At 69.3% G+C, this 19,547-nt stretch carries 10 protein-coding genes and 2 tRNA genes; 2 read left to right on the top strand and 10 right to left on the bottom strand.

What is annotated here, in order from left to right; translation table 11 throughout:
* Positions 1–640 precede the first annotated feature (640 nt).
* Positions 641–1,327: an HU family DNA-binding protein gene (locus OG943_RS46330; protein WP_328607219.1), complete on the top strand. Its 687-nt coding sequence runs from the start codon at positions 641–643 to the stop codon at positions 1,325–1,327.
* A gap of 3,059 nt (positions 1,328–4,386) precedes the next feature.
* On the opposite strand, the gene OG943_RS46325 is transcribed toward OG943_RS46330, so the two are convergent.
* From OG943_RS46325 to OG943_RS46315, 3 genes are all read right to left on the bottom strand, one after another.
* A tRNA-Glu gene (locus OG943_RS46325) sits at positions 4,387–4,459 on the bottom strand.
* 100 nt (positions 4,460–4,559) lie between these two features.
* A tRNA-Gln gene (locus tag OG943_RS46320) sits at positions 4,560–4,631 on the bottom strand.
* Positions 4,632–4,682: 51 nt separating this feature from the next.
* On the bottom strand, positions 4,683–5,519 hold the full coding sequence (locus tag OG943_RS46315; RefSeq protein WP_328607218.1) for an HAD family hydrolase: 837 nt from the start codon (positions 5,517–5,519) through the stop codon (positions 4,683–4,685).
* A 444-nt stretch (positions 5,520–5,963) separates the two neighbouring features.
* Here OG943_RS46315 and OG943_RS46310 point away from each other — a divergent pair, with 444 nt between their 5' ends.
* Positions 5,964–7,298 (top strand): FAD-dependent oxidoreductase, encoded by a 1,335-nt coding sequence (locus OG943_RS46310; RefSeq protein WP_328612352.1) that lies wholly within the window; start codon positions 5,964–5,966, stop codon positions 7,296–7,298.
* 700 nt (positions 7,299–7,998) lie between these two features.
* On the opposite strand, the gene OG943_RS46305 is transcribed toward OG943_RS46310, so the two are convergent.
* The 7 genes from OG943_RS46305 to OG943_RS46275 all read right to left on the bottom strand — a co-directional run bounded on the left by OG943_RS46305 (position 7,999) and on the right by OG943_RS46275 (position 19,442).
* A complete protein-coding gene (locus OG943_RS46305) occupies positions 7,999–8,769 on the bottom strand; it encodes a fumarylacetoacetate hydrolase family protein (RefSeq protein WP_328607217.1) in 771 nt (256 codons plus the stop codon).
* A 475-nt stretch (positions 8,770–9,244) separates the two neighbouring features.
* The gene (gene cimA, locus OG943_RS46300; RefSeq protein WP_328607216.1) at positions 9,245–10,867 is read right to left on the bottom strand and encodes a citramalate synthase; all 1,623 of its coding nucleotides are present in this window, start codon (positions 10,865–10,867) and stop codon (positions 9,245–9,247) included.
* Positions 10,868–11,076: 209 nt separating this feature from the next.
* Positions 11,077–12,081 carry an ABC transporter substrate-binding protein gene (locus tag OG943_RS46295; protein WP_328607215.1) on the bottom strand — a complete coding sequence of 335 codons (1,005 nt, stop codon included), beginning with the start codon at positions 12,079–12,081 and terminating at the stop codon, positions 11,077–11,079.
* Complete coding sequence (locus OG943_RS46290) at positions 12,074–12,862, bottom strand: ABC transporter ATP-binding protein (protein ID WP_328607214.1); 789 nt, start codon at positions 12,860–12,862, stop codon at positions 12,074–12,076. The genes OG943_RS46295 and OG943_RS46290 overlap by 8 nt, the downstream gene beginning before the upstream one ends.
* A complete protein-coding gene (locus OG943_RS46285) occupies positions 12,863–13,921 on the bottom strand; it encodes a FecCD family ABC transporter permease (protein WP_442874850.1) in 1,059 nt (352 codons plus the stop codon).
* Positions 13,922–14,769: 848 nt separating this feature from the next.
* The gene (locus OG943_RS46280) at positions 14,770–15,807 is read right to left on the bottom strand and encodes a 3-isopropylmalate dehydrogenase (RefSeq protein ID WP_328607213.1); all 1,038 of its coding nucleotides are present in this window, start codon (positions 15,805–15,807) and stop codon (positions 14,770–14,772) included.
* Between the two features lie 293 nt (positions 15,808–16,100).
* Positions 16,101–19,442, bottom strand: coding sequence for a S8 family peptidase (locus OG943_RS46275; protein WP_328607212.1), 3,342 nt, complete (start codon positions 19,440–19,442; stop codon positions 16,101–16,103).
* Positions 19,443–19,547 lie beyond the last annotated feature (105 nt).

Here is a 19,547-nt window from a genome sequence, read left to right as displayed (position 1 = left end):
AGGCAGCGGACGCCGGCCACTGGGCGCCCGACAGGCCACTCGCCACCCGTTCCCGCGCGGCGGGCTTCCACTCCTGCGCCGCGGTCATCGACAGCACGACCCAGCCAGACGCGGCTGCCGCAGTCCGCGTGGAGCAGGACCGGATCCGCCACGCGCACACGGCAGCCGGACTCAAGCCTCCTTCAGGATCCCCAGCACCTCAACGGCGGATGACTCGCACCGGCATCGACCGCGCCGCCCCCGCACACGAATGCCCGGCTGCCGCACGGGTCCCGTCGTCCTCGTTTTCACGGATCCGCCTACCGTGCCCCGCCCTCCGACCGCACCCGCGAACACGCCGCGCGGCCCCTCCTGCGGACCGGATCGCGGATCCTCCGAACAGTCGCTTGTGGACCACGGTATTTCGCCAACGGGCACAGGACTTCCGGCGAAACCGCTGCTAGAAGCCCTTTTGCCATCGTCGATCGAACAGGAGAGCGAATATTTCGAGGCCGTCGGAAGCCGCTCTGGAGACCCCGGATTGCCTTGGGTACAAGGAAACTCGAAGGGTCCCGTTTGGACTTTGTAACGTCATGGGTAATACTGTATTGAGGTTCGGCCGACGTGGCCGTGGACGAAGAGTTCTTCTTGGAGGACTGGAATGGCCAACAAGGCCCAGCTGATCGAGGCGCTGTCGGAGCGTCTGGGCGACAAAAAGGTTGCTTCGGAGGCCGTCGACGGTCTCGTCGACATCATCATCCGGACGGTCAACAAGGGCGAGAAGGTGAACATCACCGGGTTCGGTGTGTTCGAGAAGCGTGCTCGCGCCGCCCGTACCGCGCGTAACCCGCGTACCGGTGAGACCGTGAAGGTGAAGAAGACCAACGTGCCCGCGTTCCGCGCCGGCACCACCTTCAAGGACGTCATCTCGGGCACGAAGAAGCTGCCCAAGGCCACCGCCGTCAAACGCGCCACCGCCACACCGGCCCGCGCCACCGCGACGACGACCCGCGCCGCCGCCACCCGCGCGACGGCCTCGCGTCCGGCCACCACCCGCGCCACCACCACGCGGACCCGCGCCACCACGGCGAAGCCCGCCGCGAAGGCCACCGCCACCAAGGCCCCCGCGACGAAGGCGAAGGCCACCAAGGCCACCGCCAAGACCACGGCGGCCAAGACCACCACCACCCGCGCGAAGGCCGCGGCCAAGCCGGCCACCAAGGCGACCGCGACCAAGGCCACCGCCAAGCCCGCCGCCAAGGCGACTGCCGCGAAGACCACCGCGGCCAAGAAGCCCGCAGCCAAGGCCCCCGCGAAGCGCACCTCGGCCGCAGCGAAGAAGAAGTAACCCTCTCCCACCGGCGAGGATTTTCACCAGGCAGGGCCCCACCCGCACCGCGGCTGGGGCCCTGCCTGTTTGAGTGCCTGCCTATCCGCCTGTTCGCCTGCCCGCTTATTGGTCTGCCTCCCAGCCAGCCAGTCGACCCGCCTGCCTGCCCGCTTATTTGCCTGCCTCCCAGCCTCCCAGCCAGCTGGCCCGCCTGGCCCCGGCTGACCACCTGACCGCCCGCTTATTTGCCTGCTGGCCTGCCCGCCGTCTGTGTGCCCCGCCTATTTGTCTGCCTCCCAGCCCGCCGGCCCGCTGGGCCTGACCGCCGGACCGCCGGACCGCCGGACCGCCGGACCGCCCGCTTATTGTCTGCCCGCCCGCTTGTTTGCCCGCTGTCTGCCAGCCCGCAGTCCGCGTGCCCCGCTCATTTGCCTGTCTGCCAGCCGCTTGTTTGCCCGCTGTCTGCCAGCCCGCAGTCCGCGTGCCCGCTTATTTGCCTGTCTGCCGGCCCGCCCGCTTGCCTGCCCGCTGTCCGTGCCCGCTTATCTGACTGCCAACTGTCTGTATACCCGCGTCTGCCTGTTGCCTGCCTGGTTGTCCCTCCTGGCAGCCTGCTGGCCCCGTCCCTGCTGTCTCTGTCGGCCGACCGCAATGCGGTCCACTGACTCTCCGCTTGGACTATTTGCTGGCCCACCGCTTTAGTCGCCTGCCAGCCCCCCGCAAAGCCGTCCGCCGGCTCCTCGCTTGACCATCTGCTGGCTCTCCGCTTAGTCGTCTGCTGGCCCACCGCTTGGCCACCATCTGGCCCACCGCAATGCCATCCGCCGACTCTCCACTTGACCAGCTGCCGCTCCACCGTTGGCCATCGGCCGCCCACTGCTCGGTGGCGCCGGATCGCCCACCGCTAAGCCATCCGCTGGCCCACTACTCGGTCGTACCTGATTACCCACCGCTTAACCATCAGCCAGCCCACTGCTTGGTAGTGCCTGATCGCCCACCGCTTAACCATCGACCAGCCCACTGCTTGGCCACGCCTAATTGCCCACCGCTTAACCATCTGCTGGCTGTTCGCCTGGCCCTCCGCTCGGCCACCTACCCGCCTGCGTACTTGTCTGCCTGCACTACTGCCGACATGTGCTCTTATCCACCGCCTTGTTACCCATCTATCTGGCTGACTGCCCAGGTCTCTGTCTGGTTACCGGGTTGTTCCGCCCGTCTGCCTGACCATCTCCCTAGCCGCCTGACTGCTCGCTCGTGCACCCGGCCGCTTACTTGTACCGACTGCCCGCCTAGCCGCCCGCACATCAACGTGCTTGCGTAGCCACCTACTGACCTGCCCGCTTAACCGTCTACTTGCCTGCCTGCTTCAGGACTGCCCGCACGCCCGCTTGCTTTGCTGCCCACTCAACGATCAATCCAGAAGCACGATCTCCCGCCGGTCCAAGCCGACACGGAGCAGTACCTCGCCCCCGGCTCCACCGCACCAGCCAACAAACGGCTTCCGCAGCTAAGGCACCCCACCCACAACCCATGCCCAGCCAAACCGCCGACCGCCACAACCCGGGAACCGCCCCGACACCCGCACACCGATCCCGCCGACTCCCAGCGAACGCTCCGCCGCATCCCACACCCACCAGTCGCATGTAGACCCGACAACCTCGACCGCGCCCAGCGCACCCTGCACACAGCACCGCAGAACTCACAGCACTCCGCCAAACGAGAACCGCAACCTAAGCCACGCCCAAGAACAAAACCGCCGCCCAAGCCACACCTCCAGAACAAGCCCGGCAGCACCGCCCTCGGCCACAAGCCAGTTCACGATCACCCAATACCAGCCTCGCGAACGACACGATCAGGCCAGCACATCGCCACCACCCGCCCACCAACCAACGGATGCCCCCAACAGAAACCCCGGCGCCACCAACGTCACAACGACCGCCGAGGCCCCGCACGCTCCGCGTACAGGAACCCATGCGCCCAACAAACCCCCGGCCCCGACCACCTCACGACGCCGAACGCCGCACCACCAGCCCAGCACCGCACTGGCATCAGCCGCCTCACGACCACGTCGACACTCCGGACCGACCTCCAAGCCGCCTAACCACTCACAACCTCGAGCGCCCCAACCCGACGGCAACCCACCGCTCCGCCGCCAGAACCCGCCGCCCACCGAACCGCCCGCGTCCCGAGCTGCCTCTCAGACGACCCCCATCCCCCAAACGAACTCACCACTCACAACGAACTCGCCCTCGATGAACTCGCCACTCCCAACCACGCCGCTCCCCAATGAACTCGCCACTCCCCCATGAAGTCACCACTCACAACGGAGTCGCAATTCCCGATGAAGTCGCCGTTCAGATGAAGTCACCCTGAACCATCCCGGCGGACCACAAGATCGACCCCGCCCCCAGCCGCCATCGCCCCGAGAGACAACTCGACCTGCCCCACGCCCCATGACTGCCGCCCCGGCGAACTACCAGGCCTGCCCGCTCCTGCACGCGGAGCATGCCCAACGACCGTCACCCCAACGATCCGCCTAGGCCGACCCACCTCCGACCACCGTCACCAGCGGACCACCCAACCAGCCGCCCATGACCACCGTCACCGACAAGCCATCGAGACCAGCTCACCTTCAAGGATCGGCACCCGACGATCCACTCCGACCGGCCCACTACCGAGCACCGTCCCAGCGGACCATCAGATCAGCCTGCCCCGGCCACCAGTCGCCCCACAGACGACCTCCTGTACGCGGAGCGTGCAGGTCCAGCCCACCCCAGCCACCGATCGCCCACAGGCGACAAGACTCGCCCGCGCCGACTAAGCGCTCGCCCCGCAGACGACAAGACCAGCCGCCCCAGCCACCGATCGCCCACCGGCGGCCGGATCAGCCCTGCACGGTCACCCCCCGGCCACAGCCCACCACCGACGGCCCACCTCATCGCTCAGCCCTGTCCTCTGAGCCGACCGCGCCCAGTACGTCACCAGCGCCGACCAGCCCCACGAACACGCTCAGCGAACACCAGGCCAAACGCAAAAAACCCCGACTCAGCGATCAAGCTGAGCCAGGGTTTGTGCTGTACCCCCGATGGGATTCGAACCCACGCTACCGGCGTGAGAGGCCGGCGTCCTAGGCCGCTAGACGACGGGGGCTTAGGAACTTTCCCCGTTTCCGGGGCTTTTTTCTGTTTTCTTGCGAGAGAGAACTTACCAGAGCCGATTTCCCGCTCTGCAAGGGGGTCCCTCTCCGCAGCTGGGGTACCAGGACTCGAACCTAGACTAACTGGACCAGAACCAGTCGTGCTGCCAATTACACCATACCCCAGTGTGGTGCTTTCCCAGTTTGACCCGGTTCAGCACCGCACGAGGAGAAATACTAGAGCACGCTGTCACGTACCTGCGCAGCGGGGGTCCCCGCCGCACGCTGGGCCGGGACGCCGACCGTCGCGTACTCGGAAACCAGCAGCTCAGGCAGCTCGCCGAGACTGGTTACCGTGTGTACACCCTCAGGTGCGCGCTCGCCAGTGCGGCTGGTGCCGTCGCGATCGAGCCAGACGGCGCCGAGACCGGCGTCCTGCGCGCCAATGGCGTCGGTGTCGAGTTTGTCGCCGACGTGGACTGTCTGGGCCGGGTCGCAGCCGAGTCCCAGGCAGGCCGAGTGGAACATCAGGGGGTCCGGCTTGGCGACGCCGAGTTCCCCCGCGATGGCGACATGGTCGAAGAACGGCGCAAGCCCGAGGTCGGCGATCTTCCGCCGCTGGTGCGCCCCCGAGGCGTTCGTCACGGCGGCGAGCAGCAGGCCGGCCGCGCGCAGCCACTCGAGGCACGGCAGGACGTCGTCGAATAGCTGCCAGGACTGCGAAAGGATGTCGCGACGGCGTTCCTCGAACGAAGCGACCTGCGCGAAGTCCGCGAGAATGCCGAGCTCCGCGAGGAAGCACTCAGTACGGCGGTGGTGCATCACGCCATAGCCGAGCTGGCCGGCGACGACCATTGCCACGTGCTCCTCGGTGATCAAGTCCCACAGTGGCCAGAGGTCGCCGCGGCCCGTGAGGGCGTGCAAGGTGCGGCGGATCGCGGCGGTGCAGTCGATCAGGGTGTCATCGATGTCAAGGCAGACCAGCCGCAACTCGGGCGGTGCCCACGGTTCAGGGCCGGCGGGCGCCGGCGGGGCGATGCGCGAAGGGGTCCCTGATGCCACGGCGAAATCCACCCAGTGAGGCTAGGGCACTCGCCGCGTTCGCAACGCGGCCAAAAAGGTGACAGCGACTGGGCTGTTTCGGCGCGACAACTCTACTCCCGGTGGGCGGAAAGCGGCCGTCCGTTTATCCGGTCACACCGTCCCACGGCCGGCCGAGTGAAAGCCGATACCCCACCGTCCTATCCCGATAGCACCGCTCGAACGGCGGCAAAACCCTTACCAGCATTGAAAATTCCAGCCCCGCCTGCGTCCGCGACCAACCCCTGAGGACACCACGCCCCGCACCCGATGATCACGACCCGCGATACACCGACACGGACTTAGTTTCACAGCTTCGTCGCTGACAGTGAAATGCATCTCGTCGCCGCGAGAAAACCGGACGGACCGGGACGAGCCACTGGGTGGAAAAGCTTCGGCAATCAGTCGCATGAGGACAGTTGTTGACGCGGTAGCCCGATCGGACCGTCCGCGAGCGTCGGCCTTGACGCACCATCGCCGCCGGGTGCATGCTCCTCTTATTCAACGTATGATGAAAAAGAGGAGCTGAGGGCGATGGACGAGCGCACAGGGTGCGTGGTCGTCGGCGGCGGGCCGGCCGGGATGGTCACCGGACTGATCCTGGCGAGGGCCGGCGTCGAGGTGACGGTGCTGGAGAAGCACCCGGACTTCCTCCGCGACTTCCGCGGCGACACGGTGCACCCGTCCACGCTCACGCTGCTCGACGAACTCGGCCTCGGCGAGAAGTTCGACGCGGTGCCGCACAGCGAGGTGTCCTCCGCGGGTTTCCCGACCGAAGACGGCGGGATGATGAAACTGGCCGACCTATCCCGGCTGAAGGTGCCGCGCCCCTACATCGCGATGGTCCCGCAGTGGGACTTCCTGAACCTGCTCGCGGACGCCGCGCAGAAAGAGCCGACGTTCACCCTGCGGGTCGAGACGGAGATGACCGGGCTTCTCCGCTCAGGCGCCCGCGTCGACGGCGTGCGGTACCGGACCGCCGACGGCGTCGAGGGCGAACTGCGCGCTGACCTGGTCGTCGCCGCTGACGGGCGATGGTCGTCGGCACGCCGGTTCGCCGGGCTGGAGCCGAAGGAGTACGACACGCCGTTCGACGCCTGGTGGTTCCGCCTGTCGCGGCGCGACGACGAGACCGATACGACGCTGATGCCGAAAATGCGCCACCGTCGCTTCGCGGTGCCACTCCCCCGCACCGGTTACTACCAGATCGCTTACCTAGCGCCGAAGGGCGAGGACCTGCGCGCGGCTGGCATCGAGAACTTCCGGCACAACATCACCGAGGTCTGCCCGGAGTTCGCCGACCGCGTCGACGAACTCGAGTCGATGGACGACGTGAAGTTCCTCGACGTCCGCCTCAACCGCCTGCACCGCTGGCACACCGACGGCCTCCTCTGCATCGGCGACGCGGCCCACGCGATGTCGCCCGTGGGTGGCGTGGGGATCAACCTCGCGGTGCAGGACGCCGTCGCGGCGGCGGGCCTGCTGGCGGACGCCCTCCGCCGCGGCCGTCCCACCGACTCGGAACTGAGGGCTGTCCGCACCCGCCGCGTCCTGCCGACGATCGCCGTCCAGACGCTCCAGCGGATACTCCACCGCTTCGTGATGCGCCCAGTCATGGCCGGCCGCCGCGACGGGCCACCGCAGCCGATGGTGAAGATCTTCGCGCGCTTCCCGAAGCTCTCGTACTTCCCAGCGCTCCTGCTGGGCGTCGGCGTCCGGCCCGAGCACGCTCCCGCGTTCGCCCGCCGAGCCCAGGAACCGGCCGACCGCTGACCCCGCCGGGGCCGGACCCCACCGGGGAACTGCCGGCCCCGACAGGCCACGCTGTCCCGGGCTTCACCAGCCCTCGCCACCCAACGGCAACGGCAATCGCGCCGGACATCGCGGTCTCGCCACTCAGCGACAAGACCTTCGAACCTCCGGGCCCTAGGGCCATCCACCTGACGGCAGCGATGGTCGCCGCACGCCTGAAACGACGGCCTCGCCACCCAGCGGCGACAGTCATCGAATTCCAGACCGACCGTCCTATCCGCCCACCGGCGACGGCGACCCGGCAGACAGAGGCGTAGTCACTCAACGGCAATGCCTTCAAACGCCGGGGACAACCGTTTGGCCTCTCAAAGGCGACGTCGATGGACCACCGCTCAAGCGCCTATCTGCTCAGCGGCAGCCACCCCAGGTCCAGCGGCCGGACCACCCAGCGGCAACAACGGATCGCCACATCATGACCAGCGGCCCGGCCCCCAGCGGCTAAAGCGGTTCGCCACGCCTAAGGCCAGACCTCTAGCCAGCCAGCGGCAACCGCGACCGCGACCGCGACCGCGACCGACCGTCCTCACGGACCCGACCATCATCCGAGGCCTGACAAAGCCGACCACCGGACAAGCCCCAGCCCAGCCGTCACCCAGGATCAAAGGAAACACAGGCCAGACGCCGCCGCAGGGCATTCCCGCGACCGCGGCCGACCTGCGGGTCAGAGGTTCTGGACCGGGTTGGTCAGCGTGCCGATGCCCTCGATCGTGATCGAGACCTGCTGGCCGTCGTCGATCGGGCCGACGCCCTCCGGGGTGCCGGTGAGGATGATGTCGCCGGGCAGGAGCGTCATCACGCTCGACACGAACTCCACCAGCTCGGGCACCGTGTGCACCAGGTCCGACGTACGGCCGTCCTGCTTGAGCTCGCCGTCCACCTCACTGCGCAGCGCGAGGTCGGACGGGTCGAGAGAAGTCTCGATCCACGGGCCGAGCGGACAGAAAGTGTCGAAGCCCTTCGCGCGGCCCCACTGGCCGTCGGCCTTCTGGAGGTCGCGCGCGCTGACGTCGTTGGCCACCGTGTAGCCGAGGATCGCGCTCGCCGCGCGCGCGGCGGACACGTTCTTGACCGGCTGGCCGATGACCACGGCCAGCTCGCCCTCGAAGTCGACGCGGCCGACGTCCGCCGGGCGGCGGATCGGCACGTTGGGACCGATGACGGTGGTGGACGGCTTGATGAACAGCATCGGCGCGGACGGCACCTCGTTGCCGAACTCCGCCGCATGCTTGGCGTAGTTCCGGCCGACGGCGATCACCTTGGACGGCAGGATCGGCGCGAGCAGCCGGATATCGGCGAGCGGCCACCGCTTGCCGGTGAAGTTCGGCTGGCCGAACGGGTGCTCGGCGATCTCCAGCACCTGGGCGTCGTCACCGTCGCCCTCGACCGAAGCGAACGCGACACCACTGGGATGAGCAATACGAGCTAGACGCACCCGGCCAGTCTACGTACGCCCGCCGCCAGGCGCGCACCCCGCGCGTCGCGAGCGGCCCGTTCGCGACGTTCACGGTGCGAACGGACCACTCGCACCGTTCACGACCTCGGGAAACACCCCGTTTCCTCGAGCGAGGGGCCCGTTCGCGACAGCGCGACGCGAACGGTCCCCTCGTGACCTTCACCACGGCGAAACGCACGAGGGCACCTGCACGAGCGGAGCCGGTCAAGCCGAGGCGGCTTCGATGCCTTTAGGACCTACCCGCCATGCCACGGATCAAAGGCCGATCGCCTTGTCATAGGCAAAAGGTACGAACCGATGCCTGGCAGAACCGTCGCAGGAATTGAGCGCACGGATGTCGGCGCATAGCGTGCATTTCACTGCGCACGCCGACACCCCATCCGCGGCGCGAGCGGCCCATCCGCGCCGACAAGGTCGTGAACGGACCGCTCGCGTCAGGAAAACCTTGCGTGGATCAGGCCAAAGGGCTCAGGCTCTTGTGGACCAACGCATCACACATCGCCAGCCAGCTGGCCTCCACGATGTTCCCGTGGACGCCCACAGTGGTCCATTCATGCAAGCCATCAGTAGTTTCCAGCAGCACCCGCGTGACGGCGTCCGTGCCGGGATGGGAGGGAAGGATCCGAACCTTGTAGTCGGCGAGTTCGACGGTGTCCAGCCAGGGCAGGTGCGGGCTGAGTGCCTGCCGCAGCGCGGCGTCGAGCGCGTGCACCGGGCCGTTGCCCTCCGCCGTGGCGATCACGCGGTGCCCGGACACGTGCACCTTGACGGTGGCCTCGGACACCACCTCACCGTCGGAGCGATGGTCGAGCACCACGCGGTAGGACTCCAGCTCGAACGGCGGCGCGGCCGGCTCCTCGTCGGCGGCGCCCGCGACCTCGCGCCGCAACAGGAGCTCCAGCGAGGCGTCGGCGGCCTCGAACGACCAGCCTTCGGATTCGAGCAGCTTGACCTTCCGCACCGCGTTCGTCAGTGCTTCGGGCCGGCCGGCAAGGTCGACCCCGAGCTCACGTCCCTTGAGCTCGAGACTGGCCCTGCCGGCCATCTCCGTGACCAGTACCCGCATGCTGTTGCCGACTGAGGGCGGATCGATGTGGTTGTACAACAACGGATCCACCTTGATCGCGCTCGCGTGCAGCCCCGCCTTGTGGGCGAAGGCCGACGACCCGACGTAGGCCTGGTGGGTGTCGGGTGCGATGTTCGCGATTTCGGCAAGCGCATGGGAGACGCGGGTGAGCTCGGCGGCACCTCCGGTCGGGAGGACCTCCATCCCGAGCTTGGTCACGAGGTTTCCCGTCACGGCGAACAGGTCGGCGTTGCCGGCCCGCTCGCCGTAACCGTTCGCGGTGCACTGGACGTGCGTCGCGCCGACCTGCACTGCGGCGACGGAGTTCGCCACGGCGCAGGAAGTGTCGTCCTGGCAATGGATCCCGAGGCGGAATCCGGTCTTCTCCTTGACCTCGCGGACGGTCTCGGCGAGCCCCAGCGGCAGCTGCCCGCCGTTGGTGTCGCACAGCACGAGGACGTCGGCGCCCGCGGTCGCCGCGGCGTCGAGCACGCGCAGCGAGGTCTCCGGGGAGTGGGTGTAACCGTCGAAGAAGTGTTCGGCGTCAAGGAAAACGCGGCGGCCCTCGCCAGTCAGGAACCTGACAGTGTCGCTGACCATCGCGCAGGCCTCGTCGACGTCTACGCGCAGCGCGCGCTCGATGTGCCGCAGGTCCGCCTTCGCGACGAGCGTGATGACCGGCGCCGCGGCGTCCAACAACGCCCTGACCTGCGGATCCCGATCCGCCGTGGTGCCCGCCTTGCGCGTGGAGCCGAACGCGACGAGCGCCGCGTGCTTCAGCTCCAGCTCGCCCTTGGCCGCGCGGGCGAAGAACTCCGTGTCCTTCGGCAGGGCCCCGGGCCAGCCACCCTCGATGAAGCCGACTCCCAGCTCGTCCAGCAACCGCGCGACAGCCAGCTTGTCCGTGGCGGAGTACGTGATCCCCTCACGCTGGGCACCGTCGCGCAGGGTGGTGTCGTAGAGGTGGAAGGCGTCGCCGAGCGGGGTTTCGGCGGGCTCCGTGCGGGTCACGGTATCTCCTTGTGGCGGGGCAGAACCTGTTTCTGGCAACAAAAAAACCTCCCGCATGGGTGCGAGAGGTTGCGCGCCGGAAGCTCTTGTGGAGCGTCTATCCGGCGCGCTCGGCGATAATGATCGAGATCGCGGTCATGGTCGCATCATGCCACAGGCCCCGCCCGGCTTCCAACTGCCGGGCGGAGCTTCCCATCCTGTGGGAGACGTCAGCGAGCGAGCCCGGCCAGATAGGCGCCGAACGACTGGACGGCCGACGCGTTGCGTGGGCCCTCCACCAACGCCGCGTACGGCAGCGCGAAGAACCGGCCCTGCTTGACCGCCGGGATGTCGCGCAGGCCAGGCCGCGAGCGGAGGAAGTTCTCCTTGTCGGCGACGGTGCCGACCTCGCCGCCGTAGTCGTTGATCAAGATGACGTCGGGCGCGCGCTGGACCACGGCTTCCCAGCTCACCGTCGTCCAGGTGTCGTCGACGTCGGCGAAGATGTTGGTGCCGCCGGCCTTGGTGATGATCTCGTCCGGGCCCGCGTTGCGCGCGGCGGTGAACGGCTGGTCACGCCCGTCGTCGTAGAGGAAGACCTTCGGCCGTTGCCGCCCAGTGGCGACAGCTCCCTCGACCGCCGCGACCTGCGCGCTGTACTGCTTGACCAGCTGCTCGGCGCGATCGCTCACGCCGAAAATCTTCCCGAGGTTGCGCAGGTCGGTGTACAGCGCGTCGAGCGGGGGCATGATCCCGCGCTGCTTGCCGACGCCGTTGCGGCACGCCTCTGTGAGCTGATAGCTGGGGATGCCGAGCTGCCGCAGCGTGTCCGGGGTGAAGCCGGTGCTCTCGGAGAAGCCGTAGTTCCAGCCGGCGAACACGAGGTCGGCGCCCGCGCCCTGCACCACCTCGCGGTTGATCTTCTCGGCGAGCCTGGGCACTTTCGTGAAGTCGCCTTTCCACGGCGACGAGGCGACGCCGCCGGATTGCCCCTTGTCGACGACGTAACCGGCCATCCGGCCGTCGAGGCCGAGGGCGAACATCAGCTCCGTGATGCCGATGTCATTGGTGACCACCCGCGATGGCGGGCGCTGGACCGTGAGTGGCTGGCCGCAGTTCGTCACCGTGACGGGATACCCCGCCGGCACGGCACCACTGTCCCCTTCGGACACTTGGGCACCACAGCCCGTCACCGCCAGCGTGGCCGCCAGGACCATCGCGACTGCCTTACGCATGACTGTCCTCCTGGGACTCGAGCCGGTCGAACAACAGCTGCGGCCGGCCGGACGCCGGGTGCGGCACCACGTGCGCACGCACGCCGAACACGTCGGCCAGCAATGCGGGAGTGAGGACGTCCGCGGGAGTCCCGCTCGCGACGAGCCGGCCGCCGTCGAGCACGTGCACGGTGTCGCACACCGCGGCGGCGAGGTTGAGGTCGTGCAGGGCGGCGAGCACCGTCAGGCCGCTTCGCCGCACCAGGGCGAGGACCTCGAGCTGATGGCGGATGTCGAGGTGGTTCGTGGGCTCGTCCAGCACGAGGATCTTCGACTGCTGGGCGAGCGCCCGCGCGATGAGCACCCGTTGCCGTTCACCGCCCGACAGCGTGAGCACGCCGCGTCCGGCCAGGTCCGTCAGCCCGACCTGGCGCAGGGCCGCCGCGCAGATGTCCCGGTCGGCGGCGGTCGCCCGGTCGAGCAGGCCGTGGTGCGGCAGCCGGCCCATCGCCACGACTTCGGCGACGGTGAAGTCGAATTCCGTGTGCGACTCCTGCGCCACGGCGGCGATCGCGCGCGCCCGTTCGCGCGGCGCGAGGCTGTCGAGCGGGCGGCCGTCGAGCAGCACGGCGCCCGCCGCGGGCTTCAGCACGTGGTAAACGGCGCGCAGCGTGGTGGACTTTCCGCTGCCGTTCGGCCCGAGCAGGCCGACGAAACGGCCGGCCGGCGCGTCGAGCGTCACGTCCTCGACCAGCGCGCGGCCGGCGGCGTTCACCGTCACGCCGTGGAGCGAGAGGTCCATTCACGCACCCCCGAACACGTAGGCCCGGCGCCGCATCAGCACCAGGAACGCGGGTACGCCGACGGCCGCCGTCAGCACCCCGATCGGCAACTCCTCGGGCGCGGCGAGCACCCGCGCGGCCACGTCCACCCACACGAGGAACACCGCGCCCGCGAGCGGCGCGACGGCCAGCACCCGCCGATGGTCGGCGCCCACGACGAGGCGCACCAAGTGCGGCAGGATCAGCCCGACGAACCCGATCGCGCCACTGACCGCCACCAGCACGCCGGTCATGGCCGAACAAACGACGAACAGCAGCACGCGCAGTCTTGGCACACTCATGCCCAGCGTCGTCGCCGCTTCGTCCCCCATGGCCAGTGCGTTCAGCCGGCCCGACAGCGCGAACAGCAGCACTGACCCGGCCACCACGACGATCGCCGCCACCGGCAGCGACGCCCAGTTCGCCCCGGCGAGGCTGCCCAACAGCCAGAAGAGGGCCGAGCGCGCGGCCTCGCCGTTCGGCGCGTGGAAGACGAGAACCGTGGTGACGGCGAAGAACCCGTACGACATCGCGGTGCCGGTCAGCACCAGACGCAGCGGCGTGAGGCCTTCGTGCGTCCTCGCGACAAGGTAGACGATCACGGTCGCGCCGAGCGCGGCCAGGAACGCGCCGACGGACAGGGCGTAGATGCCCATCGACGCGAAGACACCGAACAACGCCACCGCCGTCGCGCCCACCGACGCCCCGGAGGAGATGCCGAGCACGAACGGCTCCGCGAGCGCGTTGCGCACCATGGCCTGAATCGCGACGCCCACCGTCGCCAGCCCCGCGCCGACGACCACCGCGAGCAGCACCCGCGGCAGCCGGATGTCCCAGATGATCCGGTACTGGCCGACGTCGCCCGGGCCGATGGTGCCGCCGACGAGCCCGGCCCGGAGAAATGCCCACGTGTGAGTGACCGGCACGGCGACCGTCCCGATCCCGACGGCCACCACGACGGACGCCAGGAGGGTTATGAGGAGGCCCAGGAGGATCGGCGTCAGCCGGCGGCTGGTGGGCTCCGGACTGGCGGCGCCGATGACAGCGGGGGTGCTGGGGAGGGCGCTGGTGCCGGTGGGAGTAGGTGCGGGGCTCGTCTCGGACTTCGGAGTCGGTATCGGTGCCGGAGTCGGAGTCGGAGTCGGAGTCGGTGGATCGGACCCCCGACGGCGACTGCCCGAATCGGGCACAGCCGAAAAAGCCGAGCGGCGATCCTCATCCGCAGGGGTGCCTTCGCCGAGAACAGGCGAGGCTGAAGCGGGCGCGACGGCGGCGCGACGGTTCGGAAGACCCTCGCCGGAAACAGGCGACGCTGGAGTGGGCTGGCCAGGGGCATGATGATCCGGAGGAGCGTCGCCCGAAACAGGCGAGACTGAAGCGGGCTGACCAGGGACATGATGGCCCGGAAGGCCGTCGCCGGAAACAGGCGAGACCGGAGCGGCCCGCCCGGCGTCGGGCAACTCGTCGTCGCGGGGAGGCACCGGGAGACCCAATCTGTTCCGGGTCCGCGCGACGAAGACAACAGCCATCCACGCAGCAGGGCCGACGATCAGCCACGGCGGGGAAGGATGCCGTCTCCCGCAGACCGCGACGGGAGGGGACGGGTGGGGCGAACCACCGCCGGTGTCGGGCTCGCTCGCGGTCCGGAGTGGGACCACGGGCCTACCGTTGCGGGTCAGCGCCGGATTTCGACCGGTCTTCCGCGGCGGGGGTCCTGCTACAACGACTAGTTACGACAGCGCCTGCCCAGCGCTCTGCGTGCCGAACCACAACTGCTGCCCAGCACGCGTTACGCACCGGGCAGCAGCCACTTCGCACCACAAGCACCTACGACAAGCGCCTGCTCACGCCGAGCGCCTACGACAAGCACGCTCCCACGTACAGGAACTCAGCCCGTACGCACGTTCGACGACACCAGCGCCGCCAGACGGTCGCCGATCGCCTGGGTGGCGCCGGGCGAGGCCTGGTCGCGGGTGGCCAGATCGAAGGCGACCGACGCCTCGATACGGCGCGCCGCCTCCTTCTGGCCGAGGTGGTCGAGCAGCAGCGAGACCGACAGCACGGCGGCCGTCGGGTCCGCGAGGCCCTGGCCCGCGATGTCCGGGGCACTGCCGTGCACCGGCTCGAACATGCTCGGGTTGCGGCGCGTGATGTCCAGGTTGCCGCTGGCCGCGAGGCCGATGCCGCCGGTCACCGCGGCCGCCAGGTCCGTGAGGATGTCGCCGAACAGGTTGTCGGTGACGATCACGTCGAACCGCGACGGGTCGGTGACCAGGTGGATCGTCGCCGCGTCCACGTGGGAGTAGGCCACCGTCACGTCCGGGTGTTCCAGCGACACCTCTTCGACGATCCGCGACCACAGCGAACCGGCGTGCTCCAGCACGTTGGTCTTGTGCACCAGCGTGAGGTGCTTGCGCGGCCGGTCCTCGGCGCGGTTGAACGCGTCGGCCACCACGCGCCGCACGCCGAAGGCCGTGTTGACGCTGACCTCGGTGGCGATCTCGTGCTCGGTGTCCTTGCGCAGCAGACCGCCGTTGCCCGCGTACGGGCCTTCGGTCCCTTCACGCACCATGATCATGTCGACCTCGCCGGCGTCGGCCAGTGGGCCGCGGACGCCGGGGTAAAGCCGCGCCGGGCGCAGGTTCACGTGGTGGTCGAGCTCGAAGCGCAGCCGCAGCAGCAGCCCGCGCTCCAGGATTCCGCTCGGCACCGACGGGTCGCCGACCGCGCCGAGCAGGATCGCGTCGTGCTGACGCAACTCGCCCAGCACCGACTCGGGGAGCAGCTCCCCGGTCGAGTGCCACCGGGCGGCGCCGAGGTCGTAGTTCGTGATCTCCGCCGCTGGTGCTACTTCACCGAGCACCTTGAGCGCCTCGGAGACCACCTCGGGCCCGATCCCGTCACCTGGGATCACCGCGAGCCGCATCCACACACCTCCGTAGACCAGGCCACCCGAACGCTCCGATGGCCCATCCGCAAGAAAACGCCAGCAGCGGAAGGTTACCGGCCGTAGACAAGAGGCCGTAGCCGCACCACCCTTATGCCGCATCCTCCCGCAGGGTGAGACACCTGAACGGGTGAATGACAAAGGGGGCCTCCCGAGCCGTCAAGGCCCGGAAAGCCCCCTTTTCCCGTCAATCGGCGACGGTGACCGTTCCGCCGATCGCTACCCGATCGGAGGATCACCTCGCCTTGCCTGGCCGGGTGACGCCGAGGGTGTTACGCCCGCGGCACTCCCGTCTCGATCCGCACGACGGCGGCGCGCGAGCCCGCCGCGTTGTGGTGCTCGATCGCCAGCAGGCCCTTCGCCTTGTCCTCGGCGACGGCTGCCGCGTTGCGGTTCACCACGAGCGCGGTGCCCGGCTTGGCGACGTAGCCCAGCGCCGCGTCGCCGCCGCCCTGGACCGAGTACGCCGGCGCGAGCGCGTCGAACGAAATCGGCGTGCCGACGTAGTCGATCAACCCGTTCGTGGTGCCCGGCGCGACGTAGTAGCCGCTGGTGCCCACGGTGTAGCTGATCCGGTGCGACGCCTCGTTCGGGTCGATGCCCAGCGCGGCGATGCTGACCGGCAGGACCATCACGTTCGAATCGAAGACGTTGGTGTCGACGTCGCCGAGCTGGCCGTTGATCGCCTGCAGGTCGACGCTCGGGAACCCGGGCTTCGTGAGCGACACGGTGTTCACCAGCAGGACGTCGGTGGCCGTCGCCTTGGTGACGAAGGTCTCGAAGTCCGGCTTCCCGTCGCCGGTGGTGTCGATGTCGACGAACGGCACGGTGTTGCTGCCCAGGTTCGCCCAGTCGCTCCAGGTGGTGAGGCCGAACGCGAGCACGGCGTTCTCCGGATCACCCTGCGCCTTGGCGAGCGGGGCGGTCGAGGCCGCGCCGACGTAACGCAGGTCGCCGCCCTTCGCGGTGCGGTTGAGCGTGCAGTCGGACGTCACGCCCCCTTCGCACTCCGGCAGCTGCGGCGACTCGGCCTGCAGCTCCAGGACGCTGACCAGCGAGCGGTACCGCTGGGCGCCGCTGCCCTGGTCCACCCCCTTGCCACCGAGGTTCAGCACGGCCTGGTCCTGCCCGGCGCCGAACCGCACGCCGGCGGGCGTGGTGATGGCCGAGACCGGCTTCGGCGCCGCGTAGACGGCCACGCGCAGCGGCACCGTCGCCCCGTTCTTCGGGGTGAAGGCGACGCGGCCCGAGGCGTCGGCGACGAACTGGCGGGCGAGCCCGGCCTGCGTGGTCTGCATAGTCGGGTCGATCACCTTGAGCAGCTTCTTGGGATCGGCGACCTTGAACGTCACCTTCACCGTCGCGACGCCGCGCGGGCTCAGCTTCACCGAGCTCTTGTCCACCGTGTACTCGACACCGGGCAGGCTGTTGACCGCCTCGTACGCCACCGAGTACTCGGCCGGCGTGACGCCCTTGTTGACGACCTTGATCGTCTTCGTCAGCGTGACCGGTCCGCCGGCCTCGACGGTGCCGAAGTTGACGCTCACCGCGCCCGGGTCGTCCTGAACATAGGCGAGCACCTGGTTGTCCAGCGCGGCCAGCGTGTCGATCCGGCCGGCGCCGACGCGCTGCGGCGCGTAGGTGTGACCGGCCCCGTCGCTCAGGTCGTGCCCGGCGGTGTCGATCACCGCGGCCTTGACCTCCTCGACCGACCAGTCCGGGTGCGCCTGGCGGATCAGCGCCGTGATGCCCGAGGTGTGCGGCGCGGCCATGGACGTCCCGGAGAGGACGGCCCGGCCGTTGCCGCTGCCGCGGAACGCCGACGTGATCGTGTCACCGGGGGCCGAGACGTCCGGCTTGAGCGCCGGCCCGCGGCCGCCGCGCGAGGTGAACGAGCTGGGACTGTCCACGATGGACTGGTCGTAGGTCTGCAGCGTCGTCCGGCCGGCGCCGAAGAACCGCACGGTCAGCGTGCCTGCGGTCAAGGCCGGCCGCTGCGCCGCGGTGGCCTTGCCGGTGAGCTGGAACATCGGCACGGCCGCGTTGCCGGCGAGCCCGGCGGAGAACTGCTCCAGTGTCGACGACACCAGAGCCGCCTTCGCCCCGGCCGCCTGCGCGTTGTTGGCGCGCGCGGCGGAACCGCAGGCGCGGCTGGAGTCGTTGTCGTCCCATTCGAGCCAGACGATCTTGCCCGCGGCCTTGGCCTTGTCCTCGGCCGAGTACGGCAGGCAGCCTGCGTTGTTCGCCGCGGAGAGGGCGACGACGGGGGCGGTCAGGTCGAGCGTGTCGTAAGCCGCGTAGTCCTGGCTGTACTGGCCCGGCTGCTGGCCCTTGGTCGGCGCGGTGACCTCGACGGCGTCTCGCAGCACACCCGCGTCGCGGCTGCTGGCCACGGTCAGCGCCTCCGGGGTGGCGCCCGGCGAGCCCGCGATGTCGTTGAGGTCGCCGCCGTTGCCCGCCGCGAACACCGGGAGCACGTTGTTCTGCGCGAGCTTGCGGACGAACAGCGAGTCCGGGTCGTCCGGCGCGCCGAAGTCGCTGCCCAGCGACAGGTTGACGACGTCGAGGTGGTCGGTGAAGTCGCCGTCGCCGTCCGGGTCGAGGGCCCAGTCGAGAGCCTGCGAGGTGACGTTCGTGGAGCCCGCGCAGCCGAACACCTTGATGGCGTACAGCAGCGCCTTGGGCGCGGTGCCCGGGCCGATCTTCAGCGCTTCGAGCTTCTTCTTGTCCAGCTTCTTGTAGTCGCCGGTGAAGGTGCTGCCGTCGGCGTTCACGCCGAAGCCGGCGACGGTGCCGGCCACGTGCGTGCCGTGCTCACCGCAGGCCAGCGGGTTGGGGTCCGGCTTCGGGGTCGGGGACCCGGTCTCGCCGTTGGAGTCGTAGTCGTCGCCGACCAGGTCGGTGCCGCCGACCACCTTGGCGCTCGGGAACAGCGGCGACGCCTTGGTCGGGTCGACCGCCTTGTACGCCTCGGGGGTGCCGGGGCCGCCGAAGTCGGCGTGGGTGTAGTCGATGCCGTCGTCGATCACGCCGACGCGGATGTTGTCGCCGTACTTCCCGGTCTGCTGCCAGGAGGCGAGCGTGTTCGTCAGCTGCTCGGCGCTGGCGTTCGTACGCGACTTCGGCACGACGGTGCGCACGGAGACGACGTCGGCGCGCTTCGCGAGTTCACGGATCTTCGCCGCGTCCGCCGTGACGACGGCACCCGCGACAGCGTTCGACGTCTGCGTGACGAGCTTCGCGGCCGAGTCCGAGGCCTTGAGCTGCCCGAGCACGGAGGTGACCGCGGCGGCAGTGTCGGCCTTCGCGGCGCGCGCGGCCTGCTTGGCCTTCTCCTTGCCAGCGCCCTTGTTCTGCTCAGCGGTGAACGCGTCGACGGCCGGCTTCTTGGCCAGCTCCACGAACGCCGTGATCTTGCCCTGCGCGGCGCTCAGCCGCGGCGAGAGCTTGCCCTGCAACCCGGAAGCGTCGACCTTCGCGGGCACGACCGGCTCCGCGAGCGGCGCCCCCTGCGCCGACGCGACCGGCACACCGGCGACGGCGGCCGCGAGCACCACGGCGGACACCACGGCCGTGGACCGGGCCGTCCAGCCAGGTAAGCGGGATCTACTCATGAACACCCAACCCCTTAACCCGAGGCCTGGATCGTGAACCTGCCTGCCGCTCCCCGATCACCCCCGACAGGTGAGCGCCCGGCGCCGCGCCGTGCTCTCACGGCG

Source organism: Amycolatopsis sp. NBC_00345 (genome assembly GCF_036116635.1).
In the GTDB taxonomy this organism is placed as follows: domain Bacteria; phylum Actinomycetota; class Actinomycetes; order Mycobacteriales; family Pseudonocardiaceae; genus Amycolatopsis.
Note: the sequence above shows the minus strand (reverse complement) of the source record. Positions and strands in the feature narration are given on the sequence as shown.

Coding starts and splice junctions, on each gene's coding strand:
- OG943_RS46295 (WP_328607215.1), bottom strand. CDS start 12,081: ATGCGTAAGGCAGTCGCGATGGTCCTGGCGGCCACGCTGGCGGTGACG.
- OG943_RS46330 (WP_328607219.1), top strand. CDS start 641: ATGGCCAACAAGGCCCAGCTGATCGAGGCGCTGTCGGAGCGTCTGGGC.
- OG943_RS46275 (WP_328607212.1), bottom strand. CDS start 19,442: ATGAGTAGATCCCGCTTACCTGGCTGGACGGCCCGGTCCACGGCCGTG.
- OG943_RS46280 (WP_328607213.1), bottom strand. CDS start 15,807: ATGCGGCTCGCGGTGATCCCAGGTGACGGGATCGGGCCCGAGGTGGTC.
- OG943_RS46290 (WP_328607214.1), bottom strand. CDS start 12,862: ATGGACCTCTCGCTCCACGGCGTGACGGTGAACGCCGCCGGCCGCGCG.